At 72.8% G+C, this 18,568-nt stretch carries 18 protein-coding genes; 3 read left to right on the top strand and 15 right to left on the bottom strand.

What is annotated here, in order from left to right; all coding sequences use genetic code 11:
* Positions 1-20 precede the first annotated feature (20 nt).
* The 6 genes from BLU82_RS04230 to BLU82_RS04205 all read right to left on the bottom strand — a co-directional run bounded on the left by BLU82_RS04230 (position 21) and on the right by BLU82_RS04205 (position 6,621).
* A complete protein-coding gene (locus tag BLU82_RS04230) occupies positions 21-1,061 on the bottom strand; it encodes an ADP-ribosylglycohydrolase family protein (protein WP_092616021.1) in 1,041 nt (346 codons plus the stop codon).
* Between the two features lie 493 nt (positions 1,062-1,554).
* The gene (locus BLU82_RS04225) at positions 1,555-2,511 is read right to left on the bottom strand and encodes an ADP-ribosylglycohydrolase family protein (RefSeq protein WP_092625429.1); all 957 of its coding nucleotides are present in this window, start codon (positions 2,509-2,511) and stop codon (positions 1,555-1,557) included.
* Between the two features lie 33 nt (positions 2,512-2,544).
* Positions 2,545-3,849, bottom strand: a complete 1,305-nt coding sequence (locus BLU82_RS04220) for a sugar ABC transporter substrate-binding protein (RefSeq protein WP_197682735.1) — start codon at positions 3,847-3,849, stop codon at positions 2,545-2,547.
* Positions 3,850-3,878: 29 nt separating this feature from the next.
* A complete protein-coding gene (locus tag BLU82_RS04215) occupies positions 3,879-4,715 on the bottom strand; it encodes a carbohydrate ABC transporter permease (RefSeq protein ID WP_092616017.1) in 837 nt (278 codons plus the stop codon).
* Between the two features lie 2 nt (positions 4,716-4,717).
* Positions 4,718-5,653, bottom strand: coding sequence for a carbohydrate ABC transporter permease (locus BLU82_RS04210; RefSeq protein WP_092616015.1), 936 nt, complete (start codon positions 5,651-5,653; stop codon positions 4,718-4,720).
* Entirely contained in the window at positions 5,650-6,621 is a 972-nt protein-coding gene (locus BLU82_RS04205; protein WP_197682734.1) for a LacI family DNA-binding transcriptional regulator, read from the bottom strand. The genes BLU82_RS04210 and BLU82_RS04205 overlap by 4 nt, the downstream gene beginning before the upstream one ends.
* A 671-nt stretch (positions 6,622-7,292) precedes the next feature.
* On the opposite strand from BLU82_RS04205, the gene BLU82_RS04200 reads away from it, so the two are divergent.
* Complete coding sequence (locus tag BLU82_RS04200; protein WP_092616012.1) at positions 7,293-9,422, top strand: alpha/beta hydrolase-fold protein; 2,130 nt, start codon at positions 7,293-7,295, stop codon at positions 9,420-9,422.
* Here the strand turns inward: BLU82_RS04200 and BLU82_RS04195 are convergent.
* The 3 genes from BLU82_RS04195 to BLU82_RS04190 form a co-directional block, all read right to left on the bottom strand.
* Positions 9,419-10,357 carry a tetratricopeptide repeat protein gene (locus BLU82_RS04195; RefSeq protein WP_092616009.1) on the bottom strand — a complete coding sequence of 313 codons (939 nt, stop codon included), beginning with the start codon at positions 10,355-10,357 and terminating at the stop codon, positions 9,419-9,421. The two genes, BLU82_RS04200 and BLU82_RS04195, sit on opposite strands and share 4 nt — an antisense overlap.
* Before the next feature lie 46 nt (positions 10,358-10,403).
* The gene (locus BLU82_RS33990; protein WP_157740561.1) at positions 10,404-10,580 is read right to left on the bottom strand and encodes a hypothetical protein; all 177 of its coding nucleotides are present in this window, start codon (positions 10,578-10,580) and stop codon (positions 10,404-10,406) included.
* A 65-nt stretch (positions 10,581-10,645) separates the two neighbouring features.
* Positions 10,646-12,355, bottom strand: a complete 1,710-nt coding sequence (locus BLU82_RS04190) for a methylmalonyl-CoA mutase (protein WP_092616006.1) — start codon at positions 12,353-12,355, stop codon at positions 10,646-10,648.
* A gap of 72 nt (positions 12,356-12,427) precedes the next feature.
* On the opposite strand from BLU82_RS04190, the gene BLU82_RS04185 reads away from it, so the two are divergent.
* Positions 12,428-12,883: an Rrf2 family transcriptional regulator gene (locus BLU82_RS04185; RefSeq protein ID WP_092625425.1), complete on the top strand. Its 456-nt coding sequence runs from the start codon at positions 12,428-12,430 to the stop codon at positions 12,881-12,883.
* A 391-nt stretch (positions 12,884-13,274) separates the two neighbouring features.
* Here the strand turns inward: BLU82_RS04185 and BLU82_RS04180 are convergent, their stop codons facing one another.
* On the bottom strand, positions 13,275-14,261 hold the full coding sequence (locus tag BLU82_RS04180; protein ID WP_092616004.1) for an ABC transporter permease: 987 nt from the start codon (positions 14,259-14,261) through the stop codon (positions 13,275-13,277).
* Positions 14,262-14,365: 104 nt separating this feature from the next.
* On the opposite strand from BLU82_RS04180, the gene BLU82_RS04175 reads away from it, so the two are divergent.
* Positions 14,366-14,956 carry a TetR/AcrR family transcriptional regulator gene (locus BLU82_RS04175; protein ID WP_157740559.1) on the top strand — a complete coding sequence of 197 codons (591 nt, stop codon included), beginning with the start codon at positions 14,366-14,368 and terminating at the stop codon, positions 14,954-14,956.
* On the opposite strand, the gene BLU82_RS04170 is transcribed toward BLU82_RS04175, so the two are convergent.
* From BLU82_RS04170 to BLU82_RS04155, 5 genes are all read right to left on the bottom strand, one after another.
* A complete protein-coding gene (locus BLU82_RS04170) occupies positions 14,946-15,452 on the bottom strand; it encodes a MarR family winged helix-turn-helix transcriptional regulator (protein WP_053205122.1) in 507 nt (168 codons plus the stop codon). The two genes, BLU82_RS04175 and BLU82_RS04170, sit on opposite strands and share 11 nt — an antisense overlap.
* An 11-nt stretch (positions 15,453-15,463) precedes the next feature.
* Complete coding sequence (locus BLU82_RS04165) at positions 15,464-16,162, bottom strand: PH domain-containing protein (RefSeq protein WP_092616000.1); 699 nt, start codon at positions 16,160-16,162, stop codon at positions 15,464-15,466.
* 10 nt (positions 16,163-16,172) lie between these two features.
* Positions 16,173-16,325, bottom strand: coding sequence for a hypothetical protein (locus BLU82_RS33985; protein ID WP_157574795.1), 153 nt, complete (start codon positions 16,323-16,325; stop codon positions 16,173-16,175).
* A gap of 104 nt (positions 16,326-16,429) precedes the next feature.
* On the bottom strand, positions 16,430-17,386 hold the full coding sequence (gene meaB / locus BLU82_RS04160) for a methylmalonyl Co-A mutase-associated GTPase MeaB (protein WP_231947705.1): 957 nt from the start codon (positions 17,384-17,386) through the stop codon (positions 16,430-16,432).
* Positions 17,383-18,552, bottom strand: a complete 1,170-nt coding sequence (locus BLU82_RS04155) for an acetyl-CoA C-acetyltransferase (RefSeq protein ID WP_092615998.1) — start codon at positions 18,550-18,552, stop codon at positions 17,383-17,385. Before BLU82_RS04155 ends, meaB begins: the two co-directional genes overlap by 4 nt.
* Positions 18,553-18,568: the final 16 nt, after the last annotated feature.

The raw sequence follows: 18,568 nt of genomic DNA, 5'->3' as shown, positions 1-18,568 counted from the left end.
GTCGATGAGTGCGTCAGTGGTCACGCTGGTGTCCTTTCCTCGATGGAGCCTGCCAGCTCGACCAGGTCGAGTCCGGCCAGTTCGGCCGCGCAGCACCCGGCGAGTCGCCGGCACCGCTCGGCCCACGTGGTGGGTAGCGCGCTCATGCCGCGGGCCGCCCCGGTGAGCGCGCCGGTCAGCGCGGGCGCGCTGTCGGCGGTCGCGGGCAGGCAGGCGACGGCGGTGATCGCGGCGATGGGAGGTTCCCCGCCGCGCTCGGCGGCCAGCGCCAGCGCGACGGCGACCGGCAGCGTCTGCGCCGCGGCGACGCCGTAGCTGTAGACGTGACCGGCCGGCTCGTCCAGTAGCGGGACGGCGTCGGCGGCGCTGGTCGCGTCGGCCGTTCGCCGCGTTGCTCGCGTCAGATTGTCGGTGAGCAGGGTGTCCGGCGTCAGGTGTTCCGCGGCTCTCGCCCAGGCGGTGGCCAGCGGTTCGCCGCGGATCAGCCGCGCGATCGTCGCGGCGACCACCCGCGCCGCGTCCACACCCTCGCCGGCGTTCGTCACCTCGGCGTCCCAGCCGGCGAGGGTGGCCGCCTCCGCCGGCCCGGCGGCGACCAGCCCGGCCGCGACCGCCCGCACCGCCGCTGCGTCGTCGAAGTGGTGCGGGTTGTCGTGCCCCGTCACCGGCGGGTCGACGTCTCGCCGCAGCGCGTCGGCCGCGGTGGCGACGCTGATCCGGCCGCGCGGCAGCGTCCCCTCCGTCGCCGCCGCCCGCCAGTACGCGTGGACGTCGGCCCTGGTCAGCGTCTTGCTCGAGGTGCCGAGGCGGGTCAGCGTCCACGCCGCCCACTCCGCGTCATCGGACGGGCCCAGCCGCAGCGGCGCCGTCGGCTGGTTCAGCGCGAACGGCACCGGCAGCGTCGTCACCTGCTGCGTCTCGGCGAACGCGTCGAGCTCGCGGTGCAGCCGCCGGGTCCACGGCGGCAGCAGCACCGCCCGGTGCCGCGCCGCCGGCCACCCCGCGGCGTCGCCGATGGCGAGCCCGACCAACGCCCCGGCGATCCGGTCCCGCCCTCTCACGTCTCCTCCCACCGTGCACCGCGGGCCGGCGCCGGCGACTTCCGCGCGCGTCGAACGTTGTCGGTGCCCGCCCCTAGGGTGGGCCCCACCCGGGCCGGGAGGGGTCCACCTACCACCGCGCAGAGCACGCCACGCACCCGCCACGCATCACACTCGCGCCGCGCACCAGACACCGGCCGCGCACCACTCACCACTCGCGCGCCACCGTCCCGCCGCACATCACTCACCAGCCGCGCACCACTCACCAATCGCGCGCCACAGGCCCGCGAGCCACTCGCCCTCCGCGCGCCACCGGCCGCCGCCGGCGAACGCAGCACGTTGTCAGTGCCCGCCCCTAGGGTGGACCCCACCCGGGCCGGGAGGGGTCCACCTACCACCGCGCAGAGCACGCCACACACCCGCCGCGAGCCACGCACCCGCCGCACGCCCCCGGCCCGCACCGTCCGCGCCGTCCGCGCCGTCCACACCAACCGTTCCCCCACGAGCCGTTCCCTCACGAGCCGTCCTCCAGGTGTTCGGCCAGCCGGTCGGCGAGGTCCAGCGGATGCAGCCCCGCCACCACCTCGCCCAGGCACCGCCCGGTCACCGGCCCGATCTGCGACCGCCACTCCGCCGGCACCGCGGACAGCCCGCCGAGCGCCCCGGCCAGCGCGCCCGCGATCGCCGCCGTCGTGTCGGCGTCGCGGCCCATCGAGACCGCGCCCGTCACCGCATCGGCGAACGAGCCGCCGGCGGCCAAGAACGCGCCGAACGCGAGCGCCACCGCCTCCGGCGCCAGGTCCGTCCACGGATACGACCGGACGACGACGGCGTCCAGCAGCGCGGGCACGTCCCCTGCGTGGACCAACGCCGACCGCAGCGACCGCGCCGTCCACGAATCCTCGGGGACGGCGGCCAGCGCGGCCGCCGCGACCTCACCCGCCGAAGCAGAACCCGTCATCGCGACGGCGACCGCGGCGGCCACCGCGACCCCGGCCAGAACCCCCTCGCCGGAGTGGCTGACCGCGCCGTCGACAGCGGCCAGCCGCCCGGCCAGGGCCGGGTCGCCGGCCGCGTACACGCCGTGCACCGCGGCCCGCATCGCCAGCCCGTCGCTCCACGAGTGCAGGTGCCGCCCGCTGGCCGGCGGCCGCAGCCCGGCCCGCAGGTTCTCGATGGTGCCGAGCTCGCTGAACCCGGCGCCGGAGAACCCGCCGGACTGCCCGGCCAACTCCGCGATCCACGCGTCGGCGACCTGGTCACTGGTCAGAGATGCGCCGTGCGAGAGCAGCAGCAGCGCACTGAACGCCGCGTACTCGGTGTCGTCGGTCCCCGACGGACGGTCGGTCAGAAACCCCGTCACGGTTCCCCAGCGGGCCGCGATCTGCTCGGCCGTCAGGTTCTCCGCGGGGGCGCCCATGGCATCGCCGATCGCGAGCCCGAGCAGGCACCCCCTCGCGCGGTCCTTCATCGACACCTCTCCACCCTCACCGCGCCACCGCCGTCAGCGGTTGTAGCGCTCCAGGATCTCGTTGCCGTCCTCGGTCAGCCGGGTGCCGAGCTCGTCCAGCGAGATCGAGTTCGCGAAGAACTCCTCGATCGACGGGTTGGCGACCTTGTTCTTCCACTCCTCGTAGCCGCGGACCCGCTGGAATGGCGCCTGCTCGAGGAACGTCCCGGACGCGGCCGCGACGGGCCAGTCGGGCGTCTCGGTGAGGACGGGGTCCTCGGCGGCCGCGGAGCTCGCCGGGATCATCCAGTCGCCCTTGGCCAGCAGCGCCTGGTTCTCCGGGTTGAGCATGTACTCGAGGAAGGCCATCGCCTCCTCGGGGTGCTCGGACTCGGCCGCGATCGAGATCGTCTGCGGCGCCGCCGCCTGCGTCTGCGAGTCGCCCTCGAGCGCCGGGATCGTCACGTACTCGAAGCCCTCGGGCGCCTGGTCGATGATCTGCTGGCGGAACCAGATGCCCTTGGGGAGCATCGCGTACTGACCGGCGAAGAAGCCGGGCAGCGGGTCGGAGCCGCCCATGCCGATGGCGTCGGTCGCGGCGCTCTTGTCGACGTAGAGCTGGTCGTGGATGCGCTGGAACGCCTCCTTCTCCGCGTCGCCGAAGATCGCCGTGCTGGCGCCGTCGGACTCCTCGAAGAACGCGCCGCCGAAGTTCATGGCGAGGTTGAGCATCCGGTTCGCCGGGTCCTTCAGCGTCCACGCCACGCCGAACGTGTCGGCGTCGGTGAGCTGCGTCGAGATGTCGGCGAACTCGTCCCACGTCCACGGGTCGTCCGGTGCGGGCACCGGAATGCCGGCCGCGTCGAGCAGCGCCTTGTTGGCGAAGATCACCTGCGCGTCGAGCAGGAACGGCACCGCGTAGACGGAGTCGTCGAACGTGACCGCCTCCCACGCGCCGTCGAGGATGTCGTCGGTCATCTCGTCGGGGACGAGGTCGGTGATGTCGAGGATCCAGCCGCGGTCGGCGAAGTCCTGCAGGTAGGACGACTCGTAGTGGACGAGGTCAGGCGCGGTGCCGCCCTCGAACGCCGTCACCAGCTGGTCCTGCACCGAGGCCCAGTCGCCCTGCAGGTACTCGACCTGGATGTCGGGGTTGTCGGCGTTCCACTGCTCGATGATCTGCTGGTTCGCCTCGATGGACTCCGGCTGGAAGGCCAAACTCTGGAAGGTCAGCGTCACCGGGCCGTCGCCGCCGCCCGTCCCGGCGCCGTCGCCGTCTCCGTCACCGGAGCCGCAACCGGCCAGCACGAGGCCGGCGCTGACGACGCCGGCGGACACGATCGTTGCTGCTCTGCGCACGATCCCTCCTGGGGTGGTGATGTGGGTGGTCAGGACTTCACCGCGCCGCCGAGCATGCCCCCGACGAGACGGCGTTGGATGATGGCGAAGAAGACGAGGCTCGGGATCGTGGCGACGAGCGCGGCGGCCGCCAGCGGGCCCAGCCGCGCCACCCCCTCCGCCCCGATGAACTTCACCAGCGTCAGTGAGATGGTCTGCAGCTCCGGCGTGCGGAGCAGGACCAGGGCGAACAGGAACTCGTTCCACGCCGACACGAACGCGAACAGCGCGGCCGCGACCACGCCCGGCACCAGCAGCGGCGCGACGATGTCCTTGAGCGTGCGGAGCTTGCCGGCGCCGTCCATGGCGGCGGCCTCCTCCAGCTCGACGGGGATGCCGACGACGTAGCTGCGCAGCATCCACAGCGCGAACGGCATGCTCCAGACGACGTAGACGATGATCAGGCCGATCTGGGTGTCGTAGAGCCCGGCGTCGCGCAGTAACAGGAAGAGCGGGATGATCACCAGAATGAATGGGAACATCTGGCTCAGCAGCACCCAGAGCACCGTCATCCGGCTCACCACCGAGCGGTAGCGCGCCATCACGTAGGCCGCCGGAATCGACAGCAGCACCGTCACCAGCGCCGAGGTGCCGGCGATGATCAACGTGTTGAGCAGCGCCCGCGCCAGCGGCTGCTGCTCGAACGCGAGCCGGAAGTTGTCCAGCGTCGGCTCGGCCGGGATGATCGTCGGATCGATCAGCGCCATCTCTTGCGGCGGCTTGAACGCCGTCGAGATCAGCCAGAGCAGCGGGAAGGCCAGGAACACCAGGTACGCGATCAGCGCCACGTACTTCGCCGGCGTCGCCAGCGTGCGGAAGCCGCGCATCGTCAGCCCTCCTCCCGGTAGCGCCGTCGCAGGTAGATCACGACGAACACGGCGATCACCAGCACCATCGCGTTGCCCAGCGCGGCCGCGTAGCCGTAGTTGCCGTAGCGGAACGCCTCCTCGTACGCGAAGAGCATCGGCAGCCGGGTCGAGCCGCCGGGTCCGCCCTCGGTGAGCACGTACACGAGGCTGAAGGAGTTGAAGTTCCAGATGAAGTCGAGCGTCGTCATCGCCGTGACGATGGGGCGCAGCGCCGGCCACGTCACGTTGCGGAACCGCTGCCACGGGCCCGCGCCGTCGACCGCGGCCGCTTCCTTCAGCTCCTCGGAGACGCTCTGCAGGCCGGCCAGCAGCACCACCGTCGTCTGCGGCATGCCGGACCACACGCCGACGACGATGACGGCGGGCAGCGCCAGCGACAGCGAGCTGAGCCACTCGACGTTGGAGTCGATGATCCCGAGGTCCTTGAGCGTGCTGTTCAGGATGCCGGCGTTGGGGTGGTACACCAGCCGCCACATGATGCCGATGACGACCGGCGGCATCGCCCACGGCACCAGCGCCAGCGTGCGGGCCAGCCAGCGCAGCCGCAGCTTCTGGTTGAGCAGCAACGCGAGGCCGAGGCTGGCGAAGAACTGCAGGATCGTGACGCCGAACGCCCAGATCAGCCCGATGCGGAAGGAGTCCCAGAAGTACGAGTCGCCGAGCAGCTGGCTGTAGTTCTCGAAGCCGGTGAAGGCCGTCTCGCTGTTGCGTCCGGCCTCGGCGTCGGTGAAGCCGAGGTAGATGCCGCGCAGCAGCGGGTACATGCTGAACAGCACGACGGGGATCAGCGCCGGCACGGCGAGCAGCAGCCCGTCGCGGTCCAGGCCGAGGAAGTTCTTGCGCTTCGGCGCCGTGGGCCGGGTCGCGGGCCGACGCGCGGTGGCGGTGGCGCTCATCGGCTGCTCTCCCGGACGGTCAGCGACGGCGGGACGGTGACCCGCTCGGGCGGCGCGTCGTCGCCGTCGAGCCGTCGCAGCAGCAGTTCCGCGGCGATGCGGCCGCGGTCGGCCGAGCCGAGGGAGACGCTGGACAGCGGCGGGAAGCTGGTGGCGGCCAGCGGGGTGTCGTCCATGCCGACCACCCGCACGTCGCCGGGGACGTCGCGGCCGAGTTCGCGCAGCGCGTGCAGGGCGCCCATCGCGATGAGGTCGTTGGCGCCCAGCACCGCGTCGATGCCGGGGTGCTGGGTGAGCAGCTCGCGCGCCGTCTCGCGGCCGGCGTCGAACCGGAAGTCCGTGAACCGGATCAGCGCGTCGTCCGCCTCCTGCCCCACCGCCGCGAGCCCCCTGCGGTAGCCGTCGTAGCGGGCCCGGCCGGGGACGGTGTCGAGCGGGCCGTCGATGAACGCGATGCGGCGGGCGCCGGCCTCGGCCAGGTGCTCGACCGCCAGCTGCGCGCCCACCCGCGAGTCGGCCCGCACGTTGTCGACCGGCACGTCGTCCGGCAGCAGGCCGATGACCACGACAGGCACCGCGGTCTGGCGCAGCGCCTCGACGTGGCGGTCGGTGACGCGCAGCGGGCACAGGATGAGCCCGTCGACGTAGTTCTGGCTGAGGCTGGCCAGCACCCCCAGCTCGTCCTCGACGTCGGCGGCGGTGCTGTGCAGCAGCAGCCGGTAGCCCTCGTCCCGCAGCGTCGGCTGGATGCGGCGAACCATCTCCAGGTACGCGGCGTTGCCGATGTCCTCCATCGCGAACGCGACCTGCCCCGTGTGCCGCGTCTTCAGCGACTGCGCGACCACGCTCGGGACGTAGCCGACCTCCCGCACCGCGGCGTTCACCCGGGCGACCATGTCGGCGTTGGAGGTGTTGCCGTTGAGCGCGCGCGACACCGAGGAGATCGAGACCCCGGCGACCTTGGCCACCTCATGAATCGTCGGCCGACGGCGCTGCGACACGTGCGTCCACCTCCTCGTGGATCGGGGCCGGAACCGTTTCCGAGTGTGCTGCGGTGACGGGTGGGAAACGTTTCCGGGGTGTGGTGGACATTGGATCGTGCCGCGCCCGGTCCCGTCAAGTCGCCGATACGAACCCGTGACCCGCGGCGGCTCCCGAGCTGCCGGAACCCCGCCACCCGGGCCACCCGCCCGCCACGCCAACTCAACCGCCCCGCACCGCCCGGGCCCACGCACCTGCCGCGCCCGCGCCGCGCCGGCGCCGACTCACACACCCTCCGGGCGACTCTGCCCGCCAGCCCACCCCACCGACTGGCCCGCCCACTCACCTGCCCCGCCCGCGCCGCCCCAGTCGACCACAGCAGCCTCACCAGCCCCTTGCGTCCCACACCAAGAGTTGATCATGGAGAAATCAGGGGCCCCAGGCAGGCTGAACCCCGTTGATCCGTGATCAACGGGCGGCGGCGGAGCCGCACCGGGTGGGCGGCGGCGAGCGAGTGCGCCGCGAAGGACCGGCGGCGGACTCTTGACGGCCCGGCAGAGGGCGTGCTGGAGTAGCGCCGACCTCCCGGAATCGCCGCAGCCGGCCATCGCGGCCATCGACGGAAACGTTTCCGGCCCACGGCGCGAAGGAGCGACGGATGGCGGCATGGAACCGGGCGACGGCGGTAGCAGCGGCATCGTTGCTGCTCGCAGCCCTGCACGTCGCGACGTCAGGATCGGAGCCGGAGTCCGACACCACCGCCACGGACGCACGCCCGGCACAGGCCACCAACGCCACCACCGAGGCATCCGCGGCGCAGGGCACCGTCGTGACGGGGACGGCGCCGGCGGGCGCGGCCGGCGCCCCCGTCGAGTACGCCGCCTACCTGCCCGCCGGCTACGAGGACGGCGACGACGAGTACGCCACGATCTACCTGCTGCACGGCCGCGGCGACACGATGGCCGCCTGGCAGCAGGTGACCGCCGACCTCGACCGCCTGATCGCCGACGGCGACGTGCCGCCGCTGATCGCGGTCATGCCGGACGCGCCGTGGAGCGACCGCGGCAACTGGTACGTCGACTCCCTGCACACCGGCGGTGCGGCCGTCGAGACGGCGATCACGCACGACCTTGTGGCGCACGTCGACGCGACGTATCGAACCGTTGCGGATCGGAACGCAAGGGCCGTCGGCGGGTACTCGATGGGCGGCTACGGCGCGCTCCGCTACGCCCTCGCCCACCAGGACGTCTTCGCCGCCGGCCTGGTGCTCAGCCCGGCCGTCTACGTGCCGCTGCCGCCGGCCGACTCGTCGGCGCGCGAGTTCGGGGGCTTCGGCCGCGGCGACGCGCTCTTCGACGACGCCCGGTACACCGAGCTCAACTACCCGGCCCTGCTGCAGACGGCGGACCCGGAACTGCCGACGCACCTGTTCATCGCGGTCGGTGACGACGAGTGGGCGAACCCGGCGCCCGAGGACGCCCAGCACGACATCGACTTCGAGTCCGCCCGGCTGTACAACGCGGCGAGGCGGGTCGACGGTGTGACGGCTGAGCTGCGCGTGCTCGACGGCGGGCACGACTGGGACGTCTGGCGCCCGGCGTTCCGCGACGGTCTCGCCGACGTCGCCGGGCGGTTGCGCACCACCGACCCGATCCCGCTGCCCGGCGTCATCACCGGCACCGGCGGGGACGACCGCGCGGGCGGCGTCGCGATCACGGCGAACGGCGGCACCGTCGCCGCGGTCAACGAGGGCGGCGCCGGACCCGCCCTCAGCAGCGACGACGGCTGGACACTGCGGCTCGCCGAGACCGGCCGGGTCTACGGCCTGCACACCGGACCGTACGGCGACCTCTATACGGCCGGCTACTCCGGCGGCGACGCGTTCGGCGCGCGGGTGACGGCCACCGGCGAGACGGCTGCCGGCGACACGGCCACCGGCGAGACGGTCTGGCTGACGCGATTCGGCGACCCGGCCGCGGCCGACCGCGCCTACGCCAGCGTCCCCGCGCCGGACGGCGGGCTCTACGTCGCCGGCTACACCAGCGGCAGCGTCGGCGGCACACCGAACGCCGGCGACAAGGACGCGCTGCTGGCCCGGTTCGACGCGAACGGCGAGCTGCTCTGGACCCGCCAGCTCGGCGGCCCCGGCGAGGACAAGGCGCTGGCCGTCACGATCGGCGCCGACCGCCGCGTCTACGTCGCCGGGGTCACCTCACAGGCGATGCCCGGTGCGACGGCGCACGGTGGCCTGGACGCGTGGGTGGCCCGGTTCACCGACGCCGGGACGCAGGACTGGCTCAGCCAGTTCGGCACGGCCGAGAGCGACCAGTTCAGCGCGCTCGCACCGCTGCCGACGCAGGGCGTGGTCGCGGTCGGCCACACCGGCGGGACGCTCGGGGCCACCAGCGCCGGCGGCAACGACCAGCTCGCCGTCGCCGTCACGTCGTCGGGCAGGGCCCGCTGGATCACCCAGGACGGCACCGGCGGCGACGACCGCGCGGCCGCCGTACACGTCGGGACGAACGGCACCGTCACCGTCGCCGGACACACCGACGGCCGCGTCGGCGTCAGCGCGGGCGGCGTGGACGTCGTCGTCAGCACGCTCGGCAGCCGCGGCAAGGTGCGCGAGCGCACTCAGTTCGGCACGCCGGAACGCGACGGCGCGGACGAGTGGGACGAGGCGAACCTCTACCTCGACGCGACCGGCACGCTGATCACCGGGCTGACGTTCGGCGGCGGCCGCGGGCTCGGTGACGTGTTCACCGGCCCGCTGCCGCCGAGCATCTAGAACAGCGCGCTGGCCAGCGCCGACCGCGCCTTGACGACGCGCGGGTCGGCGCTGCCGACGATGTCGAACAGCTCGACGACGCGGGCGCGGACCTGCTCGCGGTCGTCGCCGAAGACGCGCCGGATGGTGCCGATGAGGCGGTCGAACGCCTGGTCGACCCGGCCCGACACGACCTCGATGTCGGCGGCCAGCAGCTGCGCGCCGACGTCGGCGGGGTCGGCGTCGGCGGCCGCGAGCGCCCCGGCCGGGTCGGCGCCCGCCGTGCGGCGCAGCAGCTCGACCTGGGCCAGTCCGGCCTTCGCCTCGGCGTCGGCCGGCGCCTCGGCCAGCACCTGCTGGTACGCCTGGGCGGCCTTGTCGAAGTCGCCGGCGTTGATGGCGTCGTAGGCGGCCTCGAACCGGGGGTCGATCGGCTCTTCCTCGACCGGGTCGTCACCCTCGGCCGGGGCGGCGCCGCCGGCGCCCGGAATGGGGTCGGCCCGCCCGGCGACGCCGTTGGCGACGGCCATCTGCAGCAGCTGGTCGATGACCTGCTGGGCCTGCGCCTCGGGGATGGCGCCCTGGAACATCGGCACCAGCTGCCCGCGCAGCACGGCGACGACGGTGGGGATGCTCTGCACCTGCGCGGCCTGCGCGATGGCCTGGTTGGCGTCGACGTCGATCTTGGCGAGGACGAACCGGCCCTCGTGCTGAGCGGCCAGGCGCTCGAGGATGGGCGAGAGCGTCTTGCAGGGCTCGCACCAGGTGGCCCAGAAGTCGATGACGACGGGCACGGACATGGACCGGGTGAGCACCTCGGACTGGAACGTCTCCTCGGTGACGTCGATGACGTAGCCACCGCCGGAGGCGCCCGGCGTGGCCTGCTGCGGCGTCCCGCCGCCGTTCAGGGCGGACAGGTCGACGGCGCCGGGGCGGCTGAAACTCTGCGAGCTCATCCCCCTATCCTCCACCGATCAGCCGCCCGGCTGCCACATGGGTCCGTCAGTCCCAGTAGGCGCTGTTCCAATGACGGGCGTCGACGGCGTGCGCGCGAGGCACCGGAACGAGCGGCGCGGACGCGGCCGGGCGGGCGGGTTCGTCGGCGACGCGGCGGCGCAACGGATAGGCGTGCGCGAGCAGGATGGCGATCATCACGGCCAGCAGGATCGGCACCAACATGCGACCTCCCTGGTCGGAGCGCTGTTGCCCGCATGGTGACAGATCACCGGCGGGCCGTCCACCCGTCAGAACCGGGCGGGCTCGGAGTACACCCCCCATTCCGCGCGCAGCGCGTCGCAGATCTCGCCCAGCGTCGCCTCGGCCCGGGCGGCGTCGAGCATGGCGGGGACGATGTTCGCGTCGGTGCGGGCGACCTCGACCATGGCGGCCAGCGCGGCCCGCACGGCGGCGTCGTCGCGGGCCGCCCGCCGCTTCGTCAGCACCTCGCGCTGGACGTCCTCGACCTCGTGCGACACCCGCAGGATGTCGAGCTCGCCGGTGACGCTGCCGGTGTGGACGTTGACGCCGACGACGCGTTTGTCGCCCTTCTCGACCCGCTGCTGGTGCTGGAACGCCGACTCGGCGATCTCGCCGGTGAACCAGCCGTCCTCGATGCCGCGCAGGATGCCCGCCGTCATCGGGCCGTAGGCGTCGTGCCAGCGGCGGTCGCGCTCGCCCATGGTGCGGATGCGGTCGAAGATCGCCTCGGCCTCGGCCTCGAGGCGGTCGGTGAGCGCCTCGACGTACCACGAGCCGCCGAGTGGGTCGGCGACGTTGGCGACGCCGGTCTCCTCCATCAGCACCTGCTGGGTGCGCAGGGCGATCTCGGCCGCGGACTCCGTCGGCAGCGCCAGCACCTCGTCGAGGGCGTTGGTGTGCAGCGAGTTCGTGCCTCCGAGCACCGCGGCGAGCGCCTCGACCGCCGTCCGGACGACGTTGTTGTACGGCTGCTGCCCGGTGAGCGAGACGCCCGCCGTCTGGGTGTGGAAGCGCAGCCACTGCGCCTTCTCGCTCGTCGCACCGTAGACGTCGCGCATCCAACGCGCCCAGATGCGGCGGGCGGCGCGGAACTTGGCGATCTCCTCGAAGAAGTCGACGTGGGCGTCGAAGAAGAAGGACAGCCCGGGCGCGAACACGTCGACGTCGAGACCGCGCGACAGCCCCAGCTCCACGTAGCCGAAGCCGTCGGCCAGCGTGAACGCGAGCTCCTGCGCGGCCGTCGAGCCGGCCTCGCGGATGTGGTAACCCGACACCGACAGCGGCTTGTAGTCGGGCACGTTCTCGGCGCAGTACTCCATGAGGTCGCCGATGAGGCGCAGGTGCGGCTCGGGCTCGAACAGCCACTCCTTCTGCGCGATGTACTCCTTGAAGATGTCCGTCTGCAGCGTGCCGTTGAGGTCGCCGACGGCGACGCCCTGCCGCTCGGCGGCCACGACGTACATGCAGAAGATCGGCACCGCCGGCCCGCTGATCGTCATCGACGTGGTGACGTCGCCCAGCGGGATGCCGGCGAACAGCTCGTCCATGTCGGCCGCGGAGTCGATGGCGACGCCGCAGTGGCCGACCTCGCCGAGGCTGCGCGCGTCGTCGGAGTCGCGGCCCATGAGCGTCGGCATGTCGAACGCGACGGACAGCCCGCCGCCGCCGGAGCGCAGGATCATCTTGTAGCGCTCGTTGGTCTGCTGCGCGTTGCCGAACCCGGCGAACTGCCGGATCGTCCACGCCCGCCCGCGATACCCCGTGGGGTAGAGGCCGCGGGTGAACGGGTACTCGCCGGGCCAGCCGATGCGCTCGAACCGGGGATCGTCGACGCCGTCGGGCGGCCCGTAGACGGGGTCGACCTCGGTGCCGGACAGCGTGGTGAAGTCGGTGTCGCGGACCTTGCCGGCCGCGACCGCGGCGTCGAGCCTGGCCTGCCAGCGTCGGCGGCCGTCCTCGATCTCACGGGCATCCATGATGGGGTCTCCATTTTAGTTGGACGTCCTAGTAACTGGCTCCATCGTACCCGCAGTGGGATGATCGGGCTCGTGCACATCACAGCGCGCGCCGACTACGCCGTCCGGGCGGTGGTCCAGCTCGCCTCCCTCCAGCCGTCGTCGGCCACCCGGCAGCAGCTGGCGGAGGCGCAGGACATCCCCGGCAAGTTCCTCGAGACCATCCTCGGCGACCTGCGCCGGGCCGGCATCCTCGATGCCCAGCGCGGCGCCACGGGCGGTTATCGCCTCACCAGACCGCCGGCCGAGATCACCCTCGCCGACATCGTCCGGGCCACCGAGGGCCCGCTGGCCGCGGTGCGCGGCATGCCGCCCGAGGACACCATCTATCCCGGGCCGGCGCAGCCGCTCACCCGCGTGTGGGTGGCGGTCCGGGCCAGCCTGCGCGAGGTACTGGAGCACACCACCGTCGCCGACGTCATCGCCGACCGCCTCCCGGACCACGTCATCGAACTGCAGAAACGCCCCGACTCCTGGACCCGTCGCTGACCCCGGCCGCGTGATCATCCAGCATCCGACCCCCTCTACGTGGTCGGATCCTGGATGATCACACGAACCGCCCGGTTGCGCGCGACGTTGTCGGTGCCCGCCCGTAGGGTGGGCCCCACCCGGGCCGGGAGGGGTCGACGCAACCCACATCAGAGCCGGCAGCCGGAACGCCCGATGACCAGTGAGCGGCCAGCGGACCCGAACCCCAGCAGGGCTGGAGGCCCGGGCCCATTTTCCGGCCGGCCCCCTGACGCTGCTGAAACGGGGGCGCGGGCGGCCGGGTCAAGCGGTCCTCCGCCGGCGCGAAGCGCCACATCAAGAGGTCCGCTTGAGGCGGCCGCCCGCGCCCCCGACAATCGAGAGCAGCAGGGGGCAGGCGCAACCCGGCAGGCTACTTGGCGAACGTGGCCTCCCCGACGGGAACAGGATCGGAGGCCACCGGGGCGCCACGCCGCGCCCCCACCGCCGCCAGCAGCAGGCCCACGACCACCCAGCCGGACAGCACCAGCACCGGCTGCAGCGCCCCCGCTCCGTCGAAGAAGGCCGTCGACCGCAGCAGCGTCCCACCCGCGCCCGGCGGCAGGAACTGGCCGAGCGTCCCCCACCCGGACGGCAGCAGCTCCGGCGCCGACGTCACGCCGGACAGCGGGTTGCCCAGCAGCAGCATGGCCGCGGCACCGAGCGCCGCTCCAGGGTGACCCAGCGCCGCGTTCAAGCCGATCAGCGTGAACGAGGTCGCACCGAGGATCAACGCGTACACACCCGCGTTCGCGAACCAGTTGCCGTCGAGCACGCCGAGCCAGCTCTGCATGACCAGCACGGCCATCGCTCCGCCGCCGATCGCCGCCATGGTCGCACCGGCCACCCGGCGCCAGACCCCGGAGACGACGAAGCTCATCGCGGCGCCGATCGCGATACCACCGAACACCATGGGCAGCGCGCCCGCACTGAATCCGGTGCCGCGCGCGTCGTCGGACGGCAGCGGCGCGGCATCCTCGATCACCGGCCCGGACGACGACCCGGACGAGGCCGCCATCGACCTGGCCACGCTCTCCAGGAGTTGCGCCACGACGGGACTGGCGGCGGAGGCGGTCACGACGGACGGCGGGCCGGACGGCGACAGGACGATCGCCCCGTACACATCCCGGTCGGCGATGGCGGACCGCGCCTCCTCCTCCGACGACACGGCGTCGACCGAGAAGCCGTCCGGCACCGCCTCGTCGAGTTGCTCGGACACCGCGGCGACCGCCTCGGGTGGCCCGGCGACGGCGATGGGCACGTCGCGTGGCGCGATCTCCGAACTTGGCCACACGAACGCGGTGACCAGAACTCCGATGGCGATGGACAGGCCCAGCGCGATGCCGATGACCCTGCGCATGGTTCCTCCAACAAGCTAAAACGAACGACCGTTCTCCAATGGCACCACTCTCCTCCCAGAACCGCCGAGGTGTCAAGAACGATCGTTCGTTTTACGATGGGGGCATGCCCCGTGTCTCCGAAGCCCACCTCGCCGCCCGGCGTCTGCAGATCCTCGAAGCCGCCTGGCGCTGCTTCAGCCGCCAGGGCTTCCACGCCACGTCCATGCAGGACGTCTTCGCCGAGTCGGGCTTGTCCGCCGGCGCTGTGTACCGGTACTTCCCCAGCAAGGCCGACCTCGTGCGCACGACGGCCGAGGGCATCGCGGGCACCGCCGAGGACGCGTTCCAGGAGCTGCTGGGCGAAGATCCGGTCCCCCGGCCGGACGAGGCGTTGCGACGCGCCCTCGTCCACATCACCGAGCACGTCACCGCCGGCGAGGTCGACCGCACGAAGATGGCGCTGCACGTGTGGTCCGAGGCGGTCCGCGACATGGAGATCCGCGGCATCGTCACCACCATCGCCGACCGCATCATCGGCCTGTGGGCCGAGCTGGCCGACCGCTGGCGCGAGGCCGGCTACCTCGCCGCCGACGCCGACAGCCAGCAGGTCGCCCGCACGATGTACGGCGTCATGATCGGCTTCGTCGCCCAGCGGCACCTGCTCGGCATCGACACCGACGACTACCTCGACGGCTTCAGCGCGATCAGTCGCTGAAGTCGCCGGCCGCCACGCGCAGCCCGCGCAGGATGTCGAACACCTGCTTGCGGTCGTCGCCGCCGAGGGCGCGCAGGCCGAACTCGGCCTCCATCAACTCGGTGGTGACGCGGCCGACGGCATCGCGGCCGGACTGCGTGATGCGGGCCAGCGTGCCGCGGCCGTCGCGCGGGTTGGGTTCGCGGGTGACGAAGCCGGCGCCCTCGAGCCGCTGGATGGTGTTGGTGACGCTGGTGGGATGCACCATGAGCCGCTCGCCGATCTTCGCCATCGGCAGCGCACCGGTGCGGCTGAAGCTGAGCAGCACGAGCGCCTCGTAGCGGGCGAAGGTGAGGCCGTAGGGCCGGCAGATGCGGTCGAACTCACCGATCAGCAGCTGCTGCACCCGCATGATCGACGTGGCGGCGGCCATGGCCTCGGACGGGCCGAACCGCTCCCGCCAGATCGACGCGGCGCGCTCGATCGGGTCGAAATCCAGGTCCAATGGCTCGGCCATGGGCACCCAACCTAGTAGACGCCCTGGCGGCGGCGGGCGGTGGCCGGTCCCGGGTTGCGCGGATGGTCCGGCCGCCGCGGGTTCTTCTTCTTGGGCTCCTCGGCCGCGGGCGCCGACGCGCCGGTGGCCTCGCGCCGCAGCGCGTGGATGACCCGGGCGACGTCGTTGGGCCGCGGGATGAAGTGGATGTCGCGCACGCCCTGTTCCTGGGCGGCGTTCTCGAGCACCAGGTGGCCGGAACGGAACGGCCGCAGCCACCACGGCCGCACGACGGTGATGTCGAGCAGCCGGACGATCTCCATCTCGGCCTCGTTGAGGGAGAACAGCCCCCACACGCGGAACACCCGGGAGTCGGTGACGACGAAGCGGTCGCGGGCGATGTACAACGACTTGATCAGCGCGTACCCGAGCAGCCCGGCCGCGCCGGCCAGGGGCAGCCAGGCGGTGCGGGCCTGCATGAACGGCGCGACGACGAGCAGCAGCACGCCGCCCAGCGCGGCCAGCGCCGGCAGGCCGTAGAGGATGGCGCTGTGCTTGCACTCGGCGACGATCTCTTCGCCGGCCACCAGCTTGCGCTTGACCAGCCGGTGCCCGAACCAGGACGTGAAGTTGCGCCAGAACAGCCTGATCAGGCCGTCCTCGGCGACGCGGTCGAGCCACCGGACGAACCCGTCGGTCAGCCCGTCGACCGTCCTCCTGGGCGTCCACATGGCGCCGGGCTCAGAACAACTCGGTGAAGAAGGTCATCACGGCGTCGAAGAAGTCGGCGATGCCGTTGCCGATCTCGCCGAGCAGGTCGGCCAGGCCCTCGGGCTCGGTCAGCACGAAGTACACCAGAAACGCGATACCCAGGATGATGAGCGCTTTCCTCACTGCATCATCCTTTCGTACCGGGGCACGCGGACGAGGCCCGCCACGCGCGCTGCTTCCTGACTTTGTACCTCACGTTGGGCCAAAGTCCCCAGCGCCACGCCGGATCATGACACGGCGTCGACGATCTTCTCCGCGGCGGCGTACGGGTCCAGCTCGCCGGCCAGCACGGCGCGGGCGAGGTCGTCGAGCCGTTCGTCGCCGTGCACCCCGGCGAAGCGGCGGCGGAGGTCGGTGACGGCGATCGCCTCGATCTCGTCGCGGGCGCGGCGGACCCGGCGCCGCTCGGCCTCGCCGCTGCCGGCCGCCCAGGTGTGGTGCGCGGCGATGGCCTCGACGACGTCGTCGATGCCCTCGCCGCGGGCGGCGACGGTGCTGACGATCGGCTGGCGCCAGTCGCCCGGCGCGCGCTCGGCCAGCCGGACCATGCCGCGGAGGTCGCGGACGACCTGGTCGGCGCCGTCGCGGTCGGCCTTGTTGACGACGAACACGTCGCCGACCTCGAGGATGCCGGCCTTGGCCGCCTGGACGCCGTCGCCCATGCCGGGCGCGAGCAGCACCAGTGTGGTGTCGGCCAGCGCGGCGACGTCGACCTCGGACTGCCCGACACCGACGGTCTCGACCAGCACGACGTCGCAGCCGGCGGCGTCGAGCACGCGCACCGCCTGCGGTGTGGCCCACGCCAGCCCGCCGAGGTGCCCGCGCGTGGCCATGGACCGGATGAACACGCCGCGGTCGGTGGCGTGGTCCTGCATGCGCACGCGGTCGCCGAGCAGCGCGCCGCCGGTGAACGGGGAGGACGGGTCGACGGCCAGCACGCCGACCCGCAGGCCCTGCGCGCGGTACGCCCCGACCAGCGCCGACGTGACGGTGGACTTGCCGACGCCGGGCGACCCGGTGATGCCGACGACGGCCGCGGAACCGGCGTGCGCGACGAGCTCGGCGGTCAGCTCGCGCAGGTCGGGCGCGCCGTTCTCGACCAGCGTGACCAGCCGGGCGACGGCGCGGGGGTCGCCGCCGGCCGCCCGCTCGACCAGGCCGGCCCCGGCCAGGGGCGGTGTCACGGCACCCGCAGCACCAGCGCGTCGCCCTGGCCGCCGCCTCCGCACAGCCCCGCCGCGCCCACGCCGCCGCCGCGACGGCCCAGCTCGAGCGCCAGGTGCAGCACCAGCCGGGCGCCGGACATGCCGATGGGGTGGCCCATGGCGATGGCGCCGCCGTTGACGTTGACCTTCGCGGGGTCGACGCCCAGCTCGCGGGTGCTGGCGATGCCGACGGCCGCGAACGCCTCGTTGATCTCGACGACGTCGAGGCCGGCCGGGTCGATGCCCTCCTTGGCGCACGCGGCCCGGATGGCGTTGGCCGGCTGGCTCTGCAGCGTGGAGTCGGGGCCGGCGACGACGCCGTGCGCGCCGATGGTCGCGAGCGGCGTGACGCCCAGCTCGGCCGCCTTCTCCTCGCTCATGACGACAACCGCGGCGGCGCCGTCGGACAGCTGGGACGCCGAGCCGGCGGTGATGGTGCCGTCGGGCCGGAAGCTCGGCTTCAGCCGGGCCAGCGTCTCGGCCGTGGTGTCGGCGCGGATGCCTTCGTCGCGGCCGAAGACGACAGGGTCGCCCTTGCGCTGCGGCACCTCGACCGGCACGACCTCGTCGTCGAACACGCCGTTCTTCCAGGCGGCGGCCGCCCGCTGGTGCGACGCGGCGGCGAACTCGTCCTGCTCCTCACGGGTCAGCGTGCGGTTCGCCGTCTCCGTCAGCGCGCCCATGGCCTGCTCGGTGAAGACGTCGTACAGGCCGTCGTACTGCATGTGGTCGAGCAGCGTGACGTCGCCGAACTTGTAGCCCTGCCGCGACTTCGGCAGCAGGTGCGGCGCGTTCGTCATGGACTCCATGCCGCCGGCGACGACGACGTCGAACTCGCCGGCCTTGATCAGCTGCGCCGCCAGCGCGATGGCGTCGAGCCCGGACAGGCACACCTTGTTGACGGTGAGCGCGGGCACGGTCATCGGGATGCCGCCCTTGACCGCGGCCTGGCGGGCCGGGATCTGGCCGGCGCCGGCCTGCAGCACCTGGCCCATGATGACGTAGTCGACCTGGCTCGGAGCGACGCCGGAGCGCGCCAGCGCCGCCTCGATGGCGAGCCCGCCGAGGTTGGCGCCGGAGAACCCGGACAGCGAGCCCAGCAGCTTCCCGATCGGCGTACGTGCTCCACCGGCGATGACGGCCATGCGTCCTCCTCGACTC

Origin of the sequence: Jiangella sp. DSM 45060 (assembly GCF_900105175.1) — a bacterium.
Lineage (GTDB): Bacteria > Actinomycetota > Actinomycetes > Jiangellales > Jiangellaceae > Jiangella.
Note: the sequence above shows the minus strand (reverse complement) of the source record. Positions and strands in the feature narration are given on the sequence as shown.